This is a genomic window from Kitasatospora xanthocidica, from assembly GCF_014656195.1.
GTDB classification, from domain to species: Bacteria; Actinomycetota; Actinomycetes; order Streptomycetales; family Streptomycetaceae; genus Kitasatospora; species Kitasatospora xanthocidica.
Genome location: NZ_BNBY01000001.1, coordinates 591,575 through 607,275, shown reverse-complemented (window position 1 = coordinate 607,275; position 15,701 = coordinate 591,575). Strand labels below are relative to the sequence as shown.

Sequence of the window (15,701 nt, the reverse complement as noted above, 5' to 3'; positions counted from 1 at the left end):
GTGGCGAAGGGAGGCCCGGAATGAGCGGCGACGGCAACGGTCTGCAGGCGGCCGGGCGGCGATCCCTGGTCGACACCGCGATCGACCAGCTGCGCGAGCAACTGGCCGGTGGGGTGTGGCCCGTCGGGTCCCGGATCCCCACCGAGCACGAGCTCGCCGAGCGGCTGCAGGTCGGGCGGAACACCGTACGGGAGGCGATCCGGGTGCTGGTGCACGCCGGCATGCTGGTCTCCCGGCAGGGCGAGGGCACCTTCGTCCGCTCCACCAGCGACCCGGCGTCCGTACTGCGCGGCGTCCAGCGCTCGGGCATCCGGGACGTCCTGGAGGTCCGCGCGGCGCTGGAGACCGAGGGCGCCCGGCTGGCCGCGCTGCGGCACACCCCGGAGGACGTCCGGCGGATGCGGGCCGCGCTGGCCCGTGAGGCCGAGGTGTTCGCGGCGCACCCCGAGCGGGCCAGCCGCGAGGCCACCGTCGAGCACGACCTGGAGTTCCACACCGCCGTCGTCGAGGCCGCGCACAACCCCGCGCTGGCCGAGGTGTACCGCTACTTCGGCGCCTCCGTGCGCGAGGCCATGACGTCCGCCTTCGGCGACCACGACATGCCCGAGGCGGTCGTGGCCACCCACGAGGCACTGGTCGACGCGATCGAGAGCGGTGACCCGGACCGGGCCGAGGCGGCGTGCCGTGCGCTGCTCGCCGGCCCGACCGCGGCCGTCGAGCAGCTGCTCGCGGCCATCGCGGCCCGGAAGTAGGACGGCGCGAGCCTCCGCCCTTCCCGCCCGCATCCACGCACATCCAGGAAAGAAACAGCACCCCCATGGCCGTCACCCGTGCCCCGCAGCCGGTTGTCACCACCCCTGCCCCGCTCCCCGTCCGCGCCCGGCTGGCCCATCCGGCCCTGCTGCTGACCGGCATCGTGCTGGTCGCGCTGAACATGCGCGCCTGCCTGGCCGCGATCTCCCCGATGGTCGGCGAGATCCAGCGGACCTTCGGCCTCTCCGCGACCGCGAGCGGCCTGATCACCACCGTGCCGGTGCTGTTCCAGGGCGTCGGCGCCCCGCTCACCCCCCGGCTGACCCGCCGCTTCGGCGCCGAGCGGGTCGTCCTGGGCGCCGTGCTGGTGCTGGGCGCGGGCGTGCTGCTGCGGGTGCTGCCCTCGGTGGCGGCCCTGTACGCGGGCTGCGTGGTGATCGGCGTGGCCATCGCGGTCCTGAACGTGTCGATGCCGGGCCTGGTCAAGCGGGAGTTCCCGGACCGCGCGGCCACCATGACCGGCGTCTACTCGACCACCATGCTGGTCGGCGCGACCCTCGCCGCCGGCACCTCCGTCCCGCTGGAGCACGTGCTCGGCGGCGGCTGGCGGGCCTCGCTCGGCGCCTGGTCGCTGCTGGCGCTGATCGCGGCGGTGGCCTGGCTGCCGCAGGTGCTGCGCAGCCGTCAGGAGCGGGGTGCGGCGGCCGCGGCGGCCGTGCCGGGCAAGCCGATCGAGGGCCTCTGGAAGTCGCCGCTGGCCTGGCAGATCAGCCTCTTCATGGGCATCTCCTCGCTGCTGGTCTACACCCTGGTGGCCTGGATGCCGACCATCCTGGCCGACCACGGCATGGACCGTGGGCAGGCCGGCCTGGTCTTCGCCTTCTCCAACCTGGTGCAGGTGGCCGGCGCCTTCCTGGTGCCGCTGATGGCCGGCCGGATGACCAGCCAGCGCGGGCTGGCGGTGACGATGGCCGCCCTGAACGGGCTCGGCATCGCGATGCTGCTGGTCGCGCCGGTGTCCGCCGCGTGGGTCTCGGCGACGATCCTGGGCGTGGCACAGGGCGGTTCGCTCGGCCTGGGCCTGGCGTTCATCGTGCTGCGCACCGGCAGCGCGGCCGGCGCCGCCCAGCTGGGCGGGATGTCGCAGGCGATCGGCTACCTGGTCGCGGCGGCCGGACCGGTCGGCGCCGGCGCGCTGCACCAGCTGACCGGCGGCTGGGAGACAACTCTGGTGCTGATGCTGGTGCTGGTCCTGATGGTCGGCGCGGCGGGCTGGGGCGCGGGCCGCAACCGGGTGCTCTGAGGCCCTCCGTACGGCGAACGGCGCTCCGGACCACCAGCGGTGGTCCGGAGCGCCGTTTCGGTTCGCTCTACGTGCGGCCTCCCGCCGTACGGCTCACTCCTCGCCGGCGAGCGTCAGCCCGGCGAGCTTCACCGAGGCCAGCACCGTCGCCCCGACGGTCACCACCAGCAGCAGCGGGACGGCCGCGCCGAACGAGACGTCGGCCCCGATCGCGGTGTCCCCGGCGACGGCCTCGGCAACCGCCCGGCCCCACTGCTGGACGCTCAGGGTCCGGGCGCCCTCGACGAAGTTGCCGACCATCGACTCCCAGATCAGCGCGTACGCCAGCCCGGCCACCACCGCGTGCCGGGTGACCACGCCGAGCAGCAGGAACAGCGCGCTGTACGCGGCGCCGGCGACCAGGACCGCCACGGTGTAGCCGAGCACCATGCCGTCCCGGGTGCCGTACAGCAGCAGCCCGGACAGCAGCGTCGGGACGACCGAGAACAGCCAGGTGACGCCGATCGCGACGGCCAGCTTGGTGGTGATGATCCGCCACCGCGGGAGCGGCTTGGCGAGCAGGTAGACGATCGAGCCGTCGTCGATCTCGGTGGCGATGACCCCGGTGCCGACCACCAGGCCGAGGATCGGGACCAGGGTGCCGAGGCCGAGCTGGCCGAGGATCTTGACGGTGAGGCCGTGCGCGTCGGCGCTCGATCCGCTCGCGATGGCGGAGACGAGCAGCAGCAGCGCGGGGACCACCAGCAGCAGGAGGCCGCGACGGCGGCCCAGCAGCCCGCGCAGGGTCAACCTGGCGACGGTGGGGTTCATGGTCGGACGGCCCCTTCCTGGGCAGCGACGGTGACGGCGGCGGTCACCACGGCGATGGTCACGGCGGCGGTCACGCGGACACCAGGTACGAGAAGACGCTCTCCAGCGACTCGTCGGCCGGGGAGACGGTGTAGAGCCGGATGCCGGCCTCCCGGGCGACCCTGGGCAGCAGGGTGGTGAAGCCCTGGAAGTTGACCGCCTCGATCCGCAGCGCCCGTTCGCGCTCGTCGACCTCGATGCCGGTGGTGGAGCCGTCGGCGATCAGGGCGGCGGCAAGCCGGCGGTCGTCGCTGGAGCGGACCAGGTAGCGGTGCGGGCGGTCCGTCATCAGCCGGCGGATCTTGCGGAAGTCGCCGGAGGCCGCGTGCCGCCCGGCCACCACCACCTCGATGTGCCGGGCCAGTTGCTCGACCTCCTCCAGGATGTGGGAGGAGAAGAGCACCGTGCGGCCGTCCGCGCCGAAGCGGCGCAGCAGGTCCATCAGCTGGAGCCGCTGGCGCGGGTCCATGCCGTTGAAGGGCTCGTCCAGGAGCAGGACGGCCGGGTCGTGGACGAGCGCGGAGGCCATCTTGACCCGCTGTTTCATGCCCTTGGAGTACGTGCCGGTACGACGGTCCTTGGCGTAGTCCATCTCCACCAGGTCCAGTGCCCGGCGGGCGGCGGCGCCAGGCTGGGGCAGGCCGTGCAGTTCGGCGTTGGCGAGGACGAACTCCCAGCCGGTCAGGTAGTCGTACATCGACTCCCGCTCGGGAACCAGGCCGATCTGCCGGTACACCTGCTGGTTGCGCCAGATCGGCGCGCCGTCCAGGGTCACCGAGCCGCTGGAGGGGGCGAGGAAGCCGCTCATCATGTGGATGAGCGTGGACTTGCCCGCGCCGTTGGGGCCCAGCAGGCCGGTGATGCCCGGGCCGATGGCCATGGTGACGTCGTTGACCGCGACCACGTTCCCGAACCAGCGGGAGACCTTGTCGATGCTGATGGTGGCCATGCCGCCCTCCCTCACACCTTCTTGTAGCGGGTCAGCAGCAGCCGGTACGAGCCGACCACCAGCGCCAGGGCCACGAGTGCGAACACCGCGATGCCGAGCCCGCCCGGCGCGTACCGGCGGTCGAGGCCGACGCCCAGGTCGAACACCTCGTTGACCAGCGACTCCACCAGCTCGGTGGGCGAGATCAGCGAGGTCCACTGGGCGGCGTCGGAGCCGGTCGTACCCGGGTCGCTGATGCCGACCGCGACGGCGGCCACCGCGGCGCTGACCGCCAGGTAGCCCATGATGGCGGCCACCCCGAAGCCCCGGCGCGGGGTGGCGGCCGCGATGACCAGCGCCACCGAGGTCGGCACCAGGGCGTACAGCACGGCCGCGACCAGGCCGTACAGGAAGTGCCCGGTGTTGTACGAGAAGTCCATCCCGCCGAGCAGCGCGCCGAGGTACAGCACCAGCAACGGGGCCGCCATCAGCAGCAGTTGGGCGCAGACCATGGCCGCGAACTTGGCCCGGACGTAGTCGGTGCGGGTGATCGGGCGGGAGAAGTAGAGCGGCACGGTCTGGTACCGCAGGTCCCGGGAGAGCAGCACCGGCGCCTGGGAGGCGAGGAAGACCGCGATCACCAGGTTGACGCTGGCGAGGTAGCCGGCGTACTCGACCGGCAGCTGGTCGCGCTTCATGGTGATCGCGACCGCCACCACGATCGCGGCGGGCACGGTGACCACGGCCAGCACCAGCATCGGCAGCACCTTGGACTTGCCGGAGCGGCCGAGGCCGTACGCGGCGCGCAGGCTCTGGGTGAAGAGCGAGCGGGTGGCGTAGCCGCGGCCGAGCCGGGGGCCGGAGTAGCCGCGGTAGCCGATGTCGTGGATGACGCCGGTGTCGGCGGACCCGGTGTCGGCGGACCTGGTGTCGGCGGACCTGGTGTCAGGAGGCTGCGCCATCGTCCGAACCTCCCCTGCTGCTCTGGTCGTCCTGGTCGTCTCCGCCGTCCTGGTCGTTCCGGCCGGAGTCCCGCTCACCGGTGAAGAGTTCGGCGACCCGGTGCCGCCGCTGCTCCAGCCGGACCAGGCCGAGGCCGAGGCCGGCCACGGTGTCGCGGATGGTGTCGTACGTCGACTCGTCCGCGAGCCGGACCAGCAGCAGGTGCGTGCCCTCGGGCTGGACCTCGACGCCGGCGGCGGCCAGCCGTTCGCGGACCGCCTCGCCCGGTGCGCGGCCGTGGTCCTCCGGGAAGTGGTCCTCCGGGAAGTCGGTGACCTCGACCGCGAGGACGGCCGTCGCCTCGGTGAAGGAGGCGGTGGAGGAGGAGCGCAGCAGCTTGCCGCCGTCGATGACGACCAGGTGGTCGCAGGTGCGCTCCAGCTCGCCGAGCAGGTGGGTGGTGACCAGCACCGAGATGCCGAAGTCGGTGTGCACCCGGCGGATCAGGCCCAGCATCTCGTCCCGGCCGGCCGGGTCGAGGCCGTTGGTCGGCTCGTCCAGCAGTACCAGCTTCGGGTCGTGCACCAGGGCCTGGGCGAGTTTGACCCGCTGCTTCATGCCGGTCGAGTACCCGCCCATCGGCCGGTACCGCTCCTCGTACAGGCCGACGTGCCGCAGGGTGTCGGCGGTGCGCTCACGGGCGGCGGTGGCGGGCAGGCCCGCCATCCGGGCCATGTGCACGACGAACTCGGTGGCCGAGACGTCCGGCGGCAGGCAGTCGTGCTCGGGCATGTAGCCGACCCGCTCGCGGATCTCGGAGCCCCGGGTGGCGATGTCCAGGCCGAGGACCTCGCCCCGGCCGGACGTCGCCGGGGCGAGCCCGAGCAGGATCTTGATCAGTGTGGACTTGCCCGCTCCGTTGGACCCGACCAGGCCGACCACCCCGGGCCGCACCTCGACGGTGAGCTGGTCGAGGGCGGTGACCCGGGGGAACCTCTTGGTGAGGCCGTCCGTCTTGATGACAGCTGTGGACACGCCGACCAACGTAACGGCCTTGCCCGGCGGGGGACATGAGCTGGAATGACGAGCCGGTCTGCTGCTGCGGTATGACGCCCGGGCCCCGCCCCCCTAGGGGTCGCGGCTCAGGAGTGCGCGCGCTCCCACAGCTCGGTGACCTTGCCGGAGGCGTCGATCGCGACCTTGTAGTCGCCCGTCGAGCAGGGGTACGAGCCCTTCTCGTTGTGCGGGTTGGCGATGCACTCGTTGATGTGCTTCACCAGGTCGGCCACGTTGACGTCCTTCGGCGGGGCCAGCACCGAGCTCAGGTGGCCCTTGGCGGTCGGCGCGAACGCGGCGGTCTTGTCGGCGCCCACCGGGTCGAAGCCGACGTCGTTGACGCCGCAGACGTCCTTGGTGTCCTTGTACACCAGGGTGGCCGCGGTGGTGCCCTTCCCCGGGTAGATCCACTTCTGGCCGGCCGGCAGCGGCCCGTGGGTGCAGAAGCCCTCCTCGGGCTCACCGGAGGCGCCCGGGGTGCCGCTCGGCGCGGGCTTCGCGGTGCCGCCCGGGGCGGCGGGCTTCCCGGTGCCGGCCGGGGCGGCGGTGGTCGGGGCCGCGGCGGTCGGGGCGGCGGTCGCGGTGCCCGACCCGCTCCCCGCGCCCTGGTCCGACGAGTCGTCCGGGCCGCAGGCCGCGAGACCGAGCGCGGCGGTGGCGACCAGAGCGGTGGCGAGCAGTCTCCTGGAAGCAGACATGGTGAACGAACCCCCGTGGTGACGCATGATCAGTTGGACGGTGCGGCGGACAGACTAGCGCCTCGCCCCGACACCCTCCCGGGAACCCTGGCACCCGAAGCCCAAAGCCCGACGCCCCGGACGCCGGAGCGCCCGGGGCGTCGGGCGCTCCGGCGGGAGGGGGTCATCCCAGCTGGGCGAGGCCCTCGGTGGCGATCCGCTCGAAGACCGCGAGGTCGTTCTCGAAGATCGAGTCCGGGACGGGCCAGTGGATCACCAGCTCGGTGATGCCCAGCTCCCGGTAGCGGCCGGCCCAGTCGACGAAGGCGTCCAGGGAGGCCAGCGGCTTCTCCGCCGTGGAGCCCTGGAGCAGCACCTTCTCCAGGGTGGCGACGTCCCGGCCCTGCGCCTCGCAGGCCGCCGTCAGCTTCTCGATCTGCTTCGCGATCACCTCGGGCGCCTGCTCCACCGGCACGTCCGCCGGGCCGCGCGGATCGCCGTACGTCACCCAGCCCTGCCCGTACTCGGCGGCCAGCTTCAGCCCGCGCGGGCCGGTCGCGGCCACGTAGAACGGCACCCGCGGGGTCTGCACGCAGCCGGGGATGTTCCGGGCCTCGACCGCCTCGTAGTACGTGCCCTCCCGGGTGGTGGCGTCGGTGCGCAGCAGCTCGTCCAGCAGCGGCAGGAACTCGCCGAACCGGTCCGCCCGCTCCTTCGGCGACCAGGCCTCCTGGCCCATCGCCGTCGCGTCGAACCCCGTCCCGCCGGCCCCGATGCCCAGCGTGAGCCGCCCGCCGGACACGTCGTCCAGCGTGATCAGCTCCTTCGCCAGGGTCACCGGGTGCCGGAAGTTCGGCGAGGTCACCAGCGTGCCGAGCCGGATCCGCTCGGTCGCCGTCGCGGCGGCCGTCAGCGTCGGGACCGATCCGAACCACGGCTCGTCCCGGAAGGACCGCCAGGAGAGGTGGTCGTAGGTGTACGCGGCGTGGAACCCGAGGTCCTCGGCCCGCCGCCAGATCTTCTGCCCCTCGCTCCACCGGTGGATGGGGAGGATCACCGTGCTCAGTCGCATACCGCCGACCCTACGGCAGCCGTCAGCGGCTCCCCGGCCGATTCAGCGCCGCAGCCAGCTCAGCAGGGTCGCCGCCGTGAACACCGTGCCCGACGCCAGCCAGACCGCGCGCCGGGTCAGCCACCTCGGGCCTTCCAGCGGCCGGGACTGCGGGACCGGAGCCAGCAGCGCGTCCGCGAAGGCCTGGGCGGTCGGCGGTCGGTCCGCCGGCTCGACGGACATCGCGGCCCGGAGCAGCAGGGCGACGTTCGGCGGGAGCTCCGTTCCGGACGGGAGCGCCGGCAGCGTCGAGGCGGCCGGCTGGCCGGTCATCAGGGCGGTGGCGCGCCCGCCCGGGCCGAACGGCTTCTGCCCGGTCAGCAGCTCGTAGGCCACGACGGCCAGCGCGTACACGTCGGCCCTCCCGTCGAACCCGCCGGTCTGGAAGGCCTGTTCCGGCGCCATGTACGCGGGCGTGCCCGTGGTCACCGTCAGCCCGGACGCGTCGGCCAGTTGCTTCGCGCTGCCCAGGTCCGCCACCAGCACCGCGGCGGGTGAGGGGCCGGTGTCGAGCAGCAGGTTGGACGGCTTGACGTCGCGGTGCACCACGCCCGCCTCGTGCAGGACCTGGACCGCGTAGCCCGCCTCCGCGGCCAGCCGCAGCGCCTCCTGCGGGTCGCACTGCCCGACCCGGTCCGCCACGGTGCCGCCGCGCACGTAGTCCATGACGAAGTAGGGCCGCTCCTCCTGCACCCCGACGTCGTGCACCCGGACCACCCGCGGGCTGGCGATCCGGCGCAGCAGCCTCGCCTCCGCCAGGAACCGCTCGCGCACATCGGCGTTGGCGGCCCAGTTCTCGGCCAGCACCTTCACCGCGACCTCGGTGTCGAGCTCCGGATCGTAGGCCTTCCAGACCGTCGCGAAGGAGCCGGCTCCGAGCCGCTCCAGGAGGAGGTAACGGCCGAGCTTGCGCATGTGGCAGCATTCTGCCGGAGTCGGCGGGAGTGCGGAACTCCCGCTCGACGGGCGGGGTGCCGGGCGGGACGAAACGGGGGGATCCGGATGTTCGAAGAGGCCGAGTTGGAACGGCTCGTGGCGACCGCTCAGGCGGGGGACCCGGCGGCGATGGAGCACCTGCTGGCCAAGCTGCGGCCGGTGGTGCTGCGCCGCTGCTCGCGCTTCCTGCCCCACCACGCCGACGCGGAGGAGGCCGCGCAGGACGCGCTGCTGTCCATCAGCAGGCACCTGGGCGAGTACGGCGGCCGCGGCTCCTTCCTGGGCTGGGTGACGGTGATCGCCTCGAACGCCGCCCGGTCCACCTACCGCTCGATGCGCCGGCGCGCCGAGGACAGCCACGACGACCTCCCCGAGTCCGTCGACCCGCGCACCACCAGCGTCATCGCCGGGACCCGGCTCGACGTGATGGAGGCGCTGGCCGCGCTGGAGCAGCGGCACCCCGCCGTGGTGGAGGCCTTCGTGCTGCGCGACCTCGGCGACCTGACCTACATCCAGGTGGCCGAGATGCTGGACGCCCCGTTGAGCACCGTCAAGGACCGCATCCACAAGGCCCGCAGCTTCATGCGCGAGCGCCTGGTCACCGGTCTGTGACCGGCCGTCCTGCGGCGGGCGGCGGCCGCGTCGTCGTCCGGCCCCGGTCCGCCGTCGCCGCCCTGGTGGCAGCCTCCGCGCTCGGGCTGGCGGCCGGCCGGTTCGTCCTGCCGGCGCCCCCCGGAACCACCGCGCACCCGGCGGCACCATCGGGTGCCGCGGTCAGCGGGGCGTCCCAGAGCGCGTCCGCTCCCGCGACGCCCGGCGGGTCCGTCCCGACGCCCGCGTCCTCGGCCTCCGGCTCCGGCTCCGCCTCACCGACCGGTGCGACCGGTGCGACCGGGCCGGTGACGGCCGCGAACCTGCTGGAGCCCGCGGCCTTCGGCCCGGACGTCGGCGTCGAGCGGATCCACGTCACCGACCGGTACGGCGACGGGAACTACGCCAACGCGGCCTGCACCGGCGAGAAGACCCTCACCCAGACCCTGGGCGGGCGCGGCGCCCACTTCCGCGGACTGATCACCAGCCGCAGCAGCCCGGACGACCCCACCGTGGCCGGCGAGAGCGGCGGCCAGGTCGCCCGCGAGGTCGCCGCCGAGGCCCAGAGCCCTTCCCTGGCGCAGAACTACAGCGAACGCCTGCTGCTGGAGGAGGTGCCCTGCCAGGAGTCGACACCAGGGCACTGGGTCTACGGAAAGACCACGACGCTGCAGCTCGGCCCGGACGTCACCGCGCGATGGATGGGCATGTACCAGGGATCGCTCAACACCACCGGCACCGCGCCCGAGGGCAAGGAACCCTGCGGCGGCATCGCCGTACTGCGCAGCGGCAGCCACTACGGGGTGCTGGAGGTGGAGGCCTGCCTGGGGACGGCCGCGATGGACCGCGTCGTCAGGACCGCTCTGTCACAGCTGTGAAACAGCCGGTCAGGGGCTCCGACTTTCCCTCCGGCGGCGGCATCTCCCCAGTTGTACGAGGACGCAGCAGGCGTCCCGACCAACAGGGGGACCAGATGACCGAGAACCAGACCGTCCAGAAGTCCGTCCGCCGCAACCGGCTCGCCGCCGCGGCCTGCTTCGCCGCCGCACTGATCACGGCCGGCGTCGTCGGCACCCAGTCGGCCGCCGCCGACGGGTCCGCGCAGCGCGACGCGGCCGCCGCCCGCCCGGCCGCGGCCACCGCGCCCGGACTCGGCTCCGCCCGCCTCGTCCAGAGCGAGGACATCCCGCAGGGCCTGAACCCGGTCGGCGCGACCGTCGAGCTGGCCGGACGCGAGGCGCTGTCCGCGTGCTCCGGCGAGGCGACGATGCGCGACCTGACCAAGGGCCAGGCCACCGCGTACGCGTCCGTGAACTGGACCCTCGACAACCACGGCATGCTGAGGGAGTCCGCCGCGAGCGCCCCCACCGGGTCCACCGCCGCCGCCTGGGAGAAGCAGCTCGTCGCGCTCGTCGAGGACTGCCAGGACGAGCCCGCCGGCCACTGGCACTACGGCGCGGCCCACACCCTGACCGTCACCGGCGGCACCGCCCGCTGGTACCCGGCCTACAACGGCGACGGCGCCGCCGCCGGCGGGGTCGCGGTCCTGCGCAGCGGCACCAAGGTCGCCATCGTCGAGGTCCCCGGCCAGACTGCCTCCGTCGAAGGCACCGCCACCGCGGCACTGAAGCGCCTCGCCTCCTGAACGGCGGCCCCGCTCCGCCCGCACCGCCGGGCGGAGCCGGCCCCGGACGCCGAAGCGGCTCGCCCGCCCAGGGGCGACGGGTGACGGGCGACGGGCGACGGGCGAACGAGGCTTGACCGAGGTCACGGGCGTGCCCTTCCGGTCAGCCGCTGACGCCGCGCCCCAGGGCGGTGCCCCACCGGTCGGCGACGGTGGCGGCATGCGCGAAATGCGCGGCGGCCTCGGCGTCGCGGCCGAGCAGGCGGGCGAGCTCGCCGAGGGTGTACGCGACCGGGCGGATCGCCAGGGTGAAGCCCGCGGCGGGCGGCGGCGCGTCACGGTGGGGGAGCAGGGTGGCGTACAGCTCGTCGGCCCGCTGCCGCTCGCCGAGCGCCACCACGGCCATCGCGCGGAAGGTCGCGAGGACCGTGAGGAGGTAGTCGGTGCGCAGCGGCCCGACCCGGGCCAGGACGGCGCGGGCCTCGTCCGGCCGGCCGGCGGCGCACAGGGCCGCCGCGAGCAGGTCCGCCACCAGCGGGCCGAACTCCTCGGTCAGCCGCCGGGCCTGCGGGACGAACTCGCCGAGCCGTCCCTGCGCGGCCCGGATCGTCGCCAGCGCGACCTGCAGGAAGCCGTCGGCGTGCGGAGAGCCCTGCCTGGCCATTCCGGCGGTGGCCTCGGCGTACAGCTCCTCGGCGTCCTCGGCGCGCCCTTCGATCAGCGCCCGGGTCGCCAGCGCGGTCTGACCGACCACGACGGGCCCCGGCATCCGGTAGGTCCGGGCCAGTTCGACGCAGGTGTCGATGTGGGCGTACGCGGCGGCGACGTCGCCTGCGGCTGCGGCGGCGGTCGACAGGCTGAGCAGGCCGAACCAGCGGAAGGCCGGCAGGTCGTGCTCGGTGGCGAGCCGGACGAGCTCCTCGCTCCGCGGCGCGAGCTCGCCGCCCTCGCGCTCGGTGTCGAGCTCGGTGTCGAGTTCGCGGAGCAGCGCCGCGAGCGCCCGCGCGCGAAGGCCGGGGTCCCCCAGGGCCGTCGCGAGTCCGACGGCTTCCTCGGCCGCGGCCCGCACCCGCGGGTTCCGCTCGTCGGACAGTTCGGCGCAGTAGGCGAGCAGCAGCCCGCACCGGGCGGCGGGTGCCAGGTCCGGCAGGTCCAGGGACCGGCCGAGCAGCGCGACCACGGGCTCGTCGACCGCGCCGTACGGCCGGGTCTGCCACGGCGTGGGCTCGGACCAGGCGGTGAGCGCGCGGATCAGCAGCTCGCTGCGGCCGGTGCCGACCGCGCAGTCGATCGCCCGCTGCCGGGTCGCGCGGGCGGACATGACCGCCCCGGCCCGCACCTGGGCGCGCAGCAGCCTGCCCAGCAGGTCGACGCGTTCCGCCTCCCGGTCCTCCGACGGGCCGGCCGGGGTCCGGTCGAAGCAGTCCAGCGCGGCCGCGAGCAGATCGGCCGCCGCGTCGTGGGCGTACCTGGCGGCCGCCAGGTCGGCCGCGCGCAGGCAGTAGTGCACGCCCTGGGCAGCCGTGGCTGAAGCCGCCGACCTCGCGAAGTGGTGGGCCAGCGCGGACACGTCGCTCGAACCGAGCCGCTCCAGACCGGCCGCGATCCGCCCGTGCATCCGCCTGGCCCGCAGGCCGCTCAGATCGGCGAGCAGCGTGTCGCGCACCAGCGCGTGGGTGAACCGGACGCGGCCGGGGGCGGGCTCGGTCAGCAGTCCGGCGACCAGGCCGGCGTCCAGCCCGCCCAGGACCCCGTCCTCGTCGGTGTCCGCGGCGCCGACCAGCAGCTCGACGTCCGCCTCGCGCCCGACGACGGCGGCCAGCCGGAGCACTGCCACCACCGCCTCGGGGAGGCGCCCGAGCCGGCGGCGCACCACGTCCCGTACCCCCTCCGGCACCTCGGACAGGGCGACCAACGCGCCTTCGCTGCCCAGCAGCCGGGCGCTCTCCCACACGTAGAAGGGGTTGCCGCCGGTGCGTTCGGCGAGCGCGGCGACCGTTCCGGCGTCCACCGGCCCGGCACCGGCGGCCTTGATCACCTCGGCGACGGCCGGCCCGGGCAGCCCCGGCAGCGGCAGCCGCAGCGGGGAGCGCCCGGCGAGCACGGCGAGCTGGTCCGCGAGCGGGCCCTCGACCTCGTTCGGACGGTAGGCGGCCACGACCAGGACCGGTGTCCCCTGGGGCAGGTCGGTCAGGCCGGTCAGCAGGGCGAGCGTCTCGGCGTCGGCCCAGTGCAGGTCGTCCAGCAGCACGGCCAGCGGCCGTTCGCGGGCCACCGCCGCGAGCCACCGCGACACCGCGCGGTTCAGACGGAACCGGCCGGCGGCCACGTCCTCGTCGGGGCCCCGGCCGGACGCGCGGTCGGAGAGCAGCGGGGCCAGGACCTCGGCGGACCCGGCCGGCGGCGGCACGGCGGCGGCGATCGTCCGCAGTGCCGCCACCCAGGGCCACGCGGGTGGCGCGCCCTCGTCGTCGGTGGCGTGGCCGACGGCGACCAGCCAGCCGTCTCCACGGAGCCGCTCGCCGAACCGCTCCAGCAGCTCCGACTTCCCCAGGCCCGCCTCTCCGGTGACCAGCGCGACCCCGGGCCCGGCGGTGGCCGCCCGGCCGGCGGCCTCCACCAGCCGGGCGAGCTCGGCGTCGCGGCCGACGAACGGGCGGGTGTCGGTGGCGGGTCGGCGGGTGTCGGTGGCGGTGCGGGTGTCGGCGGCAGGGCTCGTCTCGGTGGCGGGGTGCGCCTCGGTGGCGGGCCGGTCCGCCGGGGCCGGGGCGCTCCGGACGTCGGGCCGGGTCGGCGGCCGGTGCCGGGGAACCTCCGTCGCGGCCCGCAGCACCTCGGTGCGACCGCCCAGGACGGCCGCTTCGAGCCCGCTCAGCGCGGGCCCCGGGTCGAGGCCCACCTCGGCCGCCAGGACCGCGCGGGCCCGGCGCAGCGTCGCCAGCGCGTCGGCCTGCCGGCCCTCCGCCCACAGCGCCAGCGCGTGCAGCCGCCAGCCCTCCTCCCGCAACGGCTCGTCGAGGGTGAGCAGTTCGGCCTCGGGAACGGTCACCGCGGCATCCGCCGACCTCAGTCCGGCGACCACGTTCAGCTCGCGTGCGACCAGCCGCAGCTCGTCCAGCCGGGCGACCTCGGCCCGGGCCCAGGAGTCGTCGACGAACTCGGCGTACGCCGTGCCCCGCCACAGCGACAGCGCCTCGCCGAGCAGGCTCCGCGCGGTCTCCGGCCGCCACGGCGGGACTTCGCGCGCCTCGCGCAGCAGCCGCTCGAACCGCCAGGCGTCGACGGCGCCTTCGGGCAGGCGCAGCGCGTACCCGGGCGGTGCGCTGACCAGCAGGGTGGCCGGAGTGCGCGGTGCCCTGCCGGGCTCGAGCAGCCGTCGCAGGTTCGACACGTACGCCTGGAGCGAGGTCACCGCCCGTGCGGGCGGGGCTCCTTGCCAGATCTCCTCGACCAGCCGGTCGACCGAGACGACCGCGCCGCGTGCCACCGCCAGCCGGGCCAGGACCGCGCGCTGCCGCCGGCCGCCGAGCGGGACGGGGCCGCCGTTCCACTCGGCCGCGAAGGAGCCGAGCACGCGTAGGGAGACCGTCACCGGGCACATCGTAGACGGCCCGCCCGCCGCCGGACGGCCTTCCTCCAAGTCGCTTCCAAACGCCCTCCAGGAGCCCCTGGCGAGCCTTCTCGCATGGACACCGAGAACGCACCCGTACAGAACCGCCCGAACACCCGGGAGATGGTGGTCGTCCACCGCGGCCTGCGCCGCGAGTCACGACTGCTGGTCGAGCTGGTCGCCGCCGTGGCCCCCGGGGACACCGCCCGCGCCCGCGTGCTGGCGGACCACTTCCGCGACTACCGGCTCGGCCTGACCAACCACCACCACGGCGAGGACGCGTTCCTGTGGCCTCCCCTGCTGGCCAGGGTCGACCTCGAAGCCGACCTCGTCCTGCGGATGGAGGCCCAGCACGAACGCGTCGCCGCCACCCTCGCGGCGGCCGGCACCGCCCTGGCCGCCTGGGAGCCGGCGGCCGGAGAGGCGGAACGCGACACGCTCACGGCTGCCCTCGCCGAGCACCACGCGGTCCTCGTCGAGCACCTGGACGAGGAGGAGACCTCGCTGCTCCCGCTCGCGGCACGGCACTTGTGGCCGCACGAGTGGAACGCGATGGGCGAGCACTTCCTGGCCCACACGCCCAAGCCCAAGCTGCTGTTCTTCCTCGGCATGGTCCTGGAGGAGGCCGGTCCGGCCGAACGCTCGGCGCTCCTCGGCGGCCTGCCGCTCCCCGCCCGACTGCTCTGGCACGCCGTCGGCCGCGCGCGGTACGCCCGCGCCACCCGCCGTGTCCGCGGCTGACCGCCCCCGCCCGAACCGCCCCGACCGCCCCCGCCCGAACCGCCCCGACCGCCCCTCCGCCCGGACCAACCCCTCCGCACTGAAAGACAGGAAAGCCATGAAGCGCTTCACCACCGTCCTCACCGTCCTGAGCGTCCTGTTCGTCCTGTACATCGGCGTCATCTACCTGCTGGACCCCCAGGGGTCCGCGGCCGGATTCGGCCTGCCGAGCTGGCCGCGGCACGAGGGCACGGGCTTCCTCACCGTCAAGGGCGGGCGCGACGTCGCGACCGGCCTGGGCCTCCTCGCCCTCCTGCTGACCGGTCACCGCAGGGCCGCCGGCTGGATGCTGCTGGGGCTCACCTTCGCGCCCGTCACCGACATGCTGACGGTCCTGGGCAACCACGGGTCTGCCGCCACCGCGTTCGGCGTGCACGGCCTCACCGCCGCGGCGGTCGCCCTGAACGCCGTCCTCCTCCTGCGCGAGCGCCCCGCCCCGGCCGCCGCCTGAGCGGGCGGTGCACGCGACCGCGGACGGTCCGGGGAAGGACCGCCGACCCCTGGTCGGAGCGGTGCGGGTAATTGATTTCGGAGCTGTCGG

At 74.7% G+C, this 15,701-nt stretch carries 15 protein-coding genes; 7 read left to right on the top strand and 8 right to left on the bottom strand.

Features of this window, described 5'->3' with window-relative positions; translation table 11 throughout:
* The first annotated feature begins 20 nt into the window (after positions 1-20).
* Both IE332_RS02640 and IE332_RS02635 read left to right on the top strand, forming a co-directional pair.
* Positions 21-752: a FadR/GntR family transcriptional regulator gene (locus IE332_RS02640; RefSeq protein WP_189913383.1), complete on the top strand. Its 732-nt coding sequence runs from the start codon at positions 21-23 to the stop codon at positions 750-752.
* 65 nt (positions 753-817) lie between these two features.
* Entirely contained in the window at positions 818-2,056 is a 1,239-nt protein-coding gene (locus IE332_RS02635) for a CynX/NimT family MFS transporter (RefSeq protein ID WP_189913382.1), read from the top strand.
* A 93-nt stretch (positions 2,057-2,149) separates the two neighbouring features.
* Here IE332_RS02635 and IE332_RS02630 read toward each other — a convergent pair whose 3' ends face one another.
* From IE332_RS02630 to IE332_RS02600, 7 genes are all read right to left on the bottom strand, one after another.
* The gene (locus tag IE332_RS02630) at positions 2,150-2,866 is read right to left on the bottom strand and encodes an ABC transporter permease (protein ID WP_189913381.1); all 717 of its coding nucleotides are present in this window, start codon (positions 2,864-2,866) and stop codon (positions 2,150-2,152) included.
* A gap of 70 nt (positions 2,867-2,936) precedes the next feature.
* Positions 2,937-3,854 carry an ABC transporter ATP-binding protein gene (locus IE332_RS02625; protein ID WP_189913380.1) on the bottom strand — a complete coding sequence of 306 codons (918 nt, stop codon included), beginning with the start codon at positions 3,852-3,854 and terminating at the stop codon, positions 2,937-2,939.
* A gap of 11 nt (positions 3,855-3,865) precedes the next feature.
* The gene (locus IE332_RS02620) at positions 3,866-4,795 is read right to left on the bottom strand and encodes an ABC transporter permease (protein WP_189913379.1); all 930 of its coding nucleotides are present in this window, start codon (positions 4,793-4,795) and stop codon (positions 3,866-3,868) included.
* Positions 4,779-5,810: an ABC transporter ATP-binding protein gene (locus tag IE332_RS02615; protein WP_189913378.1), complete on the bottom strand. Its 1,032-nt coding sequence runs from the start codon at positions 5,808-5,810 to the stop codon at positions 4,779-4,781. Before IE332_RS02615 ends, IE332_RS02620 begins: the two co-directional genes overlap by 17 nt.
* A gap of 107 nt (positions 5,811-5,917) precedes the next feature.
* Positions 5,918-6,529 carry a hypothetical protein gene (locus IE332_RS02610; RefSeq protein WP_189913377.1) on the bottom strand — a complete coding sequence of 204 codons (612 nt, stop codon included), beginning with the start codon at positions 6,527-6,529 and terminating at the stop codon, positions 5,918-5,920.
* 163 nt (positions 6,530-6,692) lie between these two features.
* Positions 6,693-7,580 carry an LLM class flavin-dependent oxidoreductase gene (locus tag IE332_RS02605; RefSeq protein ID WP_189913376.1) on the bottom strand — a complete coding sequence of 296 codons (888 nt, stop codon included), beginning with the start codon at positions 7,578-7,580 and terminating at the stop codon, positions 6,693-6,695.
* Between the two features lie 42 nt (positions 7,581-7,622).
* Positions 7,623-8,534 (bottom strand): serine/threonine-protein kinase, encoded by a 912-nt coding sequence (locus tag IE332_RS02600; protein ID WP_189913375.1) that lies wholly within the window; start codon positions 8,532-8,534, stop codon positions 7,623-7,625.
* 87 nt (positions 8,535-8,621) lie between these two features.
* On the opposite strand from IE332_RS02600, the gene IE332_RS02595 reads away from it, so the two are divergent.
* From IE332_RS02595 to IE332_RS02585, 3 genes are all read left to right on the top strand, one after another.
* Positions 8,622-9,167, top strand: a complete 546-nt coding sequence (locus IE332_RS02595; RefSeq protein ID WP_189913374.1) for an RNA polymerase sigma factor — start codon at positions 8,622-8,624, stop codon at positions 9,165-9,167.
* Entirely contained in the window at positions 9,164-10,024 is an 861-nt protein-coding gene (locus tag IE332_RS02590) for a hypothetical protein (RefSeq protein WP_189913373.1), read from the top strand. Before IE332_RS02595 ends, IE332_RS02590 begins: the two co-directional genes overlap by 4 nt.
* A gap of 95 nt (positions 10,025-10,119) precedes the next feature.
* Positions 10,120-10,791: a hypothetical protein gene (locus IE332_RS02585; RefSeq protein ID WP_189913372.1), complete on the top strand. Its 672-nt coding sequence runs from the start codon at positions 10,120-10,122 to the stop codon at positions 10,789-10,791.
* 142 nt (positions 10,792-10,933) lie between these two features.
* On the opposite strand, the gene IE332_RS02580 is transcribed toward IE332_RS02585, so the two are convergent.
* Positions 10,934-14,362, bottom strand: coding sequence for an ATP-binding protein (locus IE332_RS02580; protein WP_229928234.1), 3,429 nt, complete (start codon positions 14,360-14,362; stop codon positions 10,934-10,936).
* Between the two features lie 93 nt (positions 14,363-14,455).
* On the opposite strand from IE332_RS02580, the gene IE332_RS02575 reads away from it, so the two are divergent.
* Both IE332_RS02575 and IE332_RS02570 read left to right on the top strand, forming a co-directional pair.
* A complete protein-coding gene (locus IE332_RS02575; protein WP_229928233.1) occupies positions 14,456-15,121 on the top strand; it encodes a hemerythrin domain-containing protein in 666 nt (221 codons plus the stop codon).
* 97 nt (positions 15,122-15,218) lie between these two features.
* Positions 15,219-15,611 (top strand): DUF4267 domain-containing protein, encoded by a 393-nt coding sequence (locus IE332_RS02570; RefSeq protein WP_189913370.1) that lies wholly within the window; start codon positions 15,219-15,221, stop codon positions 15,609-15,611.
* The last annotated feature ends 90 nt before the right edge of the window (positions 15,612-15,701 follow it).

What these genes read in the sequence shown, in the direction of transcription:
- IE332_RS02640 (WP_189913383.1), top strand. Translation starts at nt 21, where the DNA reads ATGAGCGGCGACGGCAACGGTCTGCAGGCGGCCGGGCGGCGATCCCTG.
- IE332_RS02635 (WP_189913382.1), top strand. Translation starts at nt 818, where the DNA reads ATGGCCGTCACCCGTGCCCCGCAGCCGGTTGTCACCACCCCTGCCCCG.
- IE332_RS02630 (WP_189913381.1), bottom strand. Translation starts at nt 2,866, where the DNA reads ATGAACCCCACCGTCGCCAGGTTGACCCTGCGCGGGCTGCTGGGCCGC.
- IE332_RS02625 (WP_189913380.1), bottom strand. Translation starts at nt 3,854, where the DNA reads ATGGCCACCATCAGCATCGACAAGGTCTCCCGCTGGTTCGGGAACGTG.
- IE332_RS02620 (WP_189913379.1), bottom strand. Translation starts at nt 4,795, where the DNA reads ATGGCGCAGCCTCCTGACACCAGGTCCGCCGACACCAGGTCCGCCGAC.
- IE332_RS02610 (WP_189913377.1), bottom strand. Translation starts at nt 6,529, where the DNA reads ATGTCTGCTTCCAGGAGACTGCTCGCCACCGCTCTGGTCGCCACCGCC.
- IE332_RS02605 (WP_189913376.1), bottom strand. Translation starts at nt 7,580, where the DNA reads ATGCGACTGAGCACGGTGATCCTCCCCATCCACCGGTGGAGCGAGGGG.
- IE332_RS02600 (WP_189913375.1), bottom strand. Translation starts at nt 8,534, where the DNA reads ATGCGCAAGCTCGGCCGTTACCTCCTCCTGGAGCGGCTCGGAGCCGGC.
- IE332_RS02595 (WP_189913374.1), top strand. Translation starts at nt 8,622, where the DNA reads ATGTTCGAAGAGGCCGAGTTGGAACGGCTCGTGGCGACCGCTCAGGCG.
- IE332_RS02585 (WP_189913372.1), top strand. Translation starts at nt 10,120, where the DNA reads ATGACCGAGAACCAGACCGTCCAGAAGTCCGTCCGCCGCAACCGGCTC.
- IE332_RS02575 (WP_229928233.1), top strand. Translation starts at nt 14,456, where the DNA reads ATGGACACCGAGAACGCACCCGTACAGAACCGCCCGAACACCCGGGAG.
- IE332_RS02570 (WP_189913370.1), top strand. Translation starts at nt 15,219, where the DNA reads ATGAAGCGCTTCACCACCGTCCTCACCGTCCTGAGCGTCCTGTTCGTC.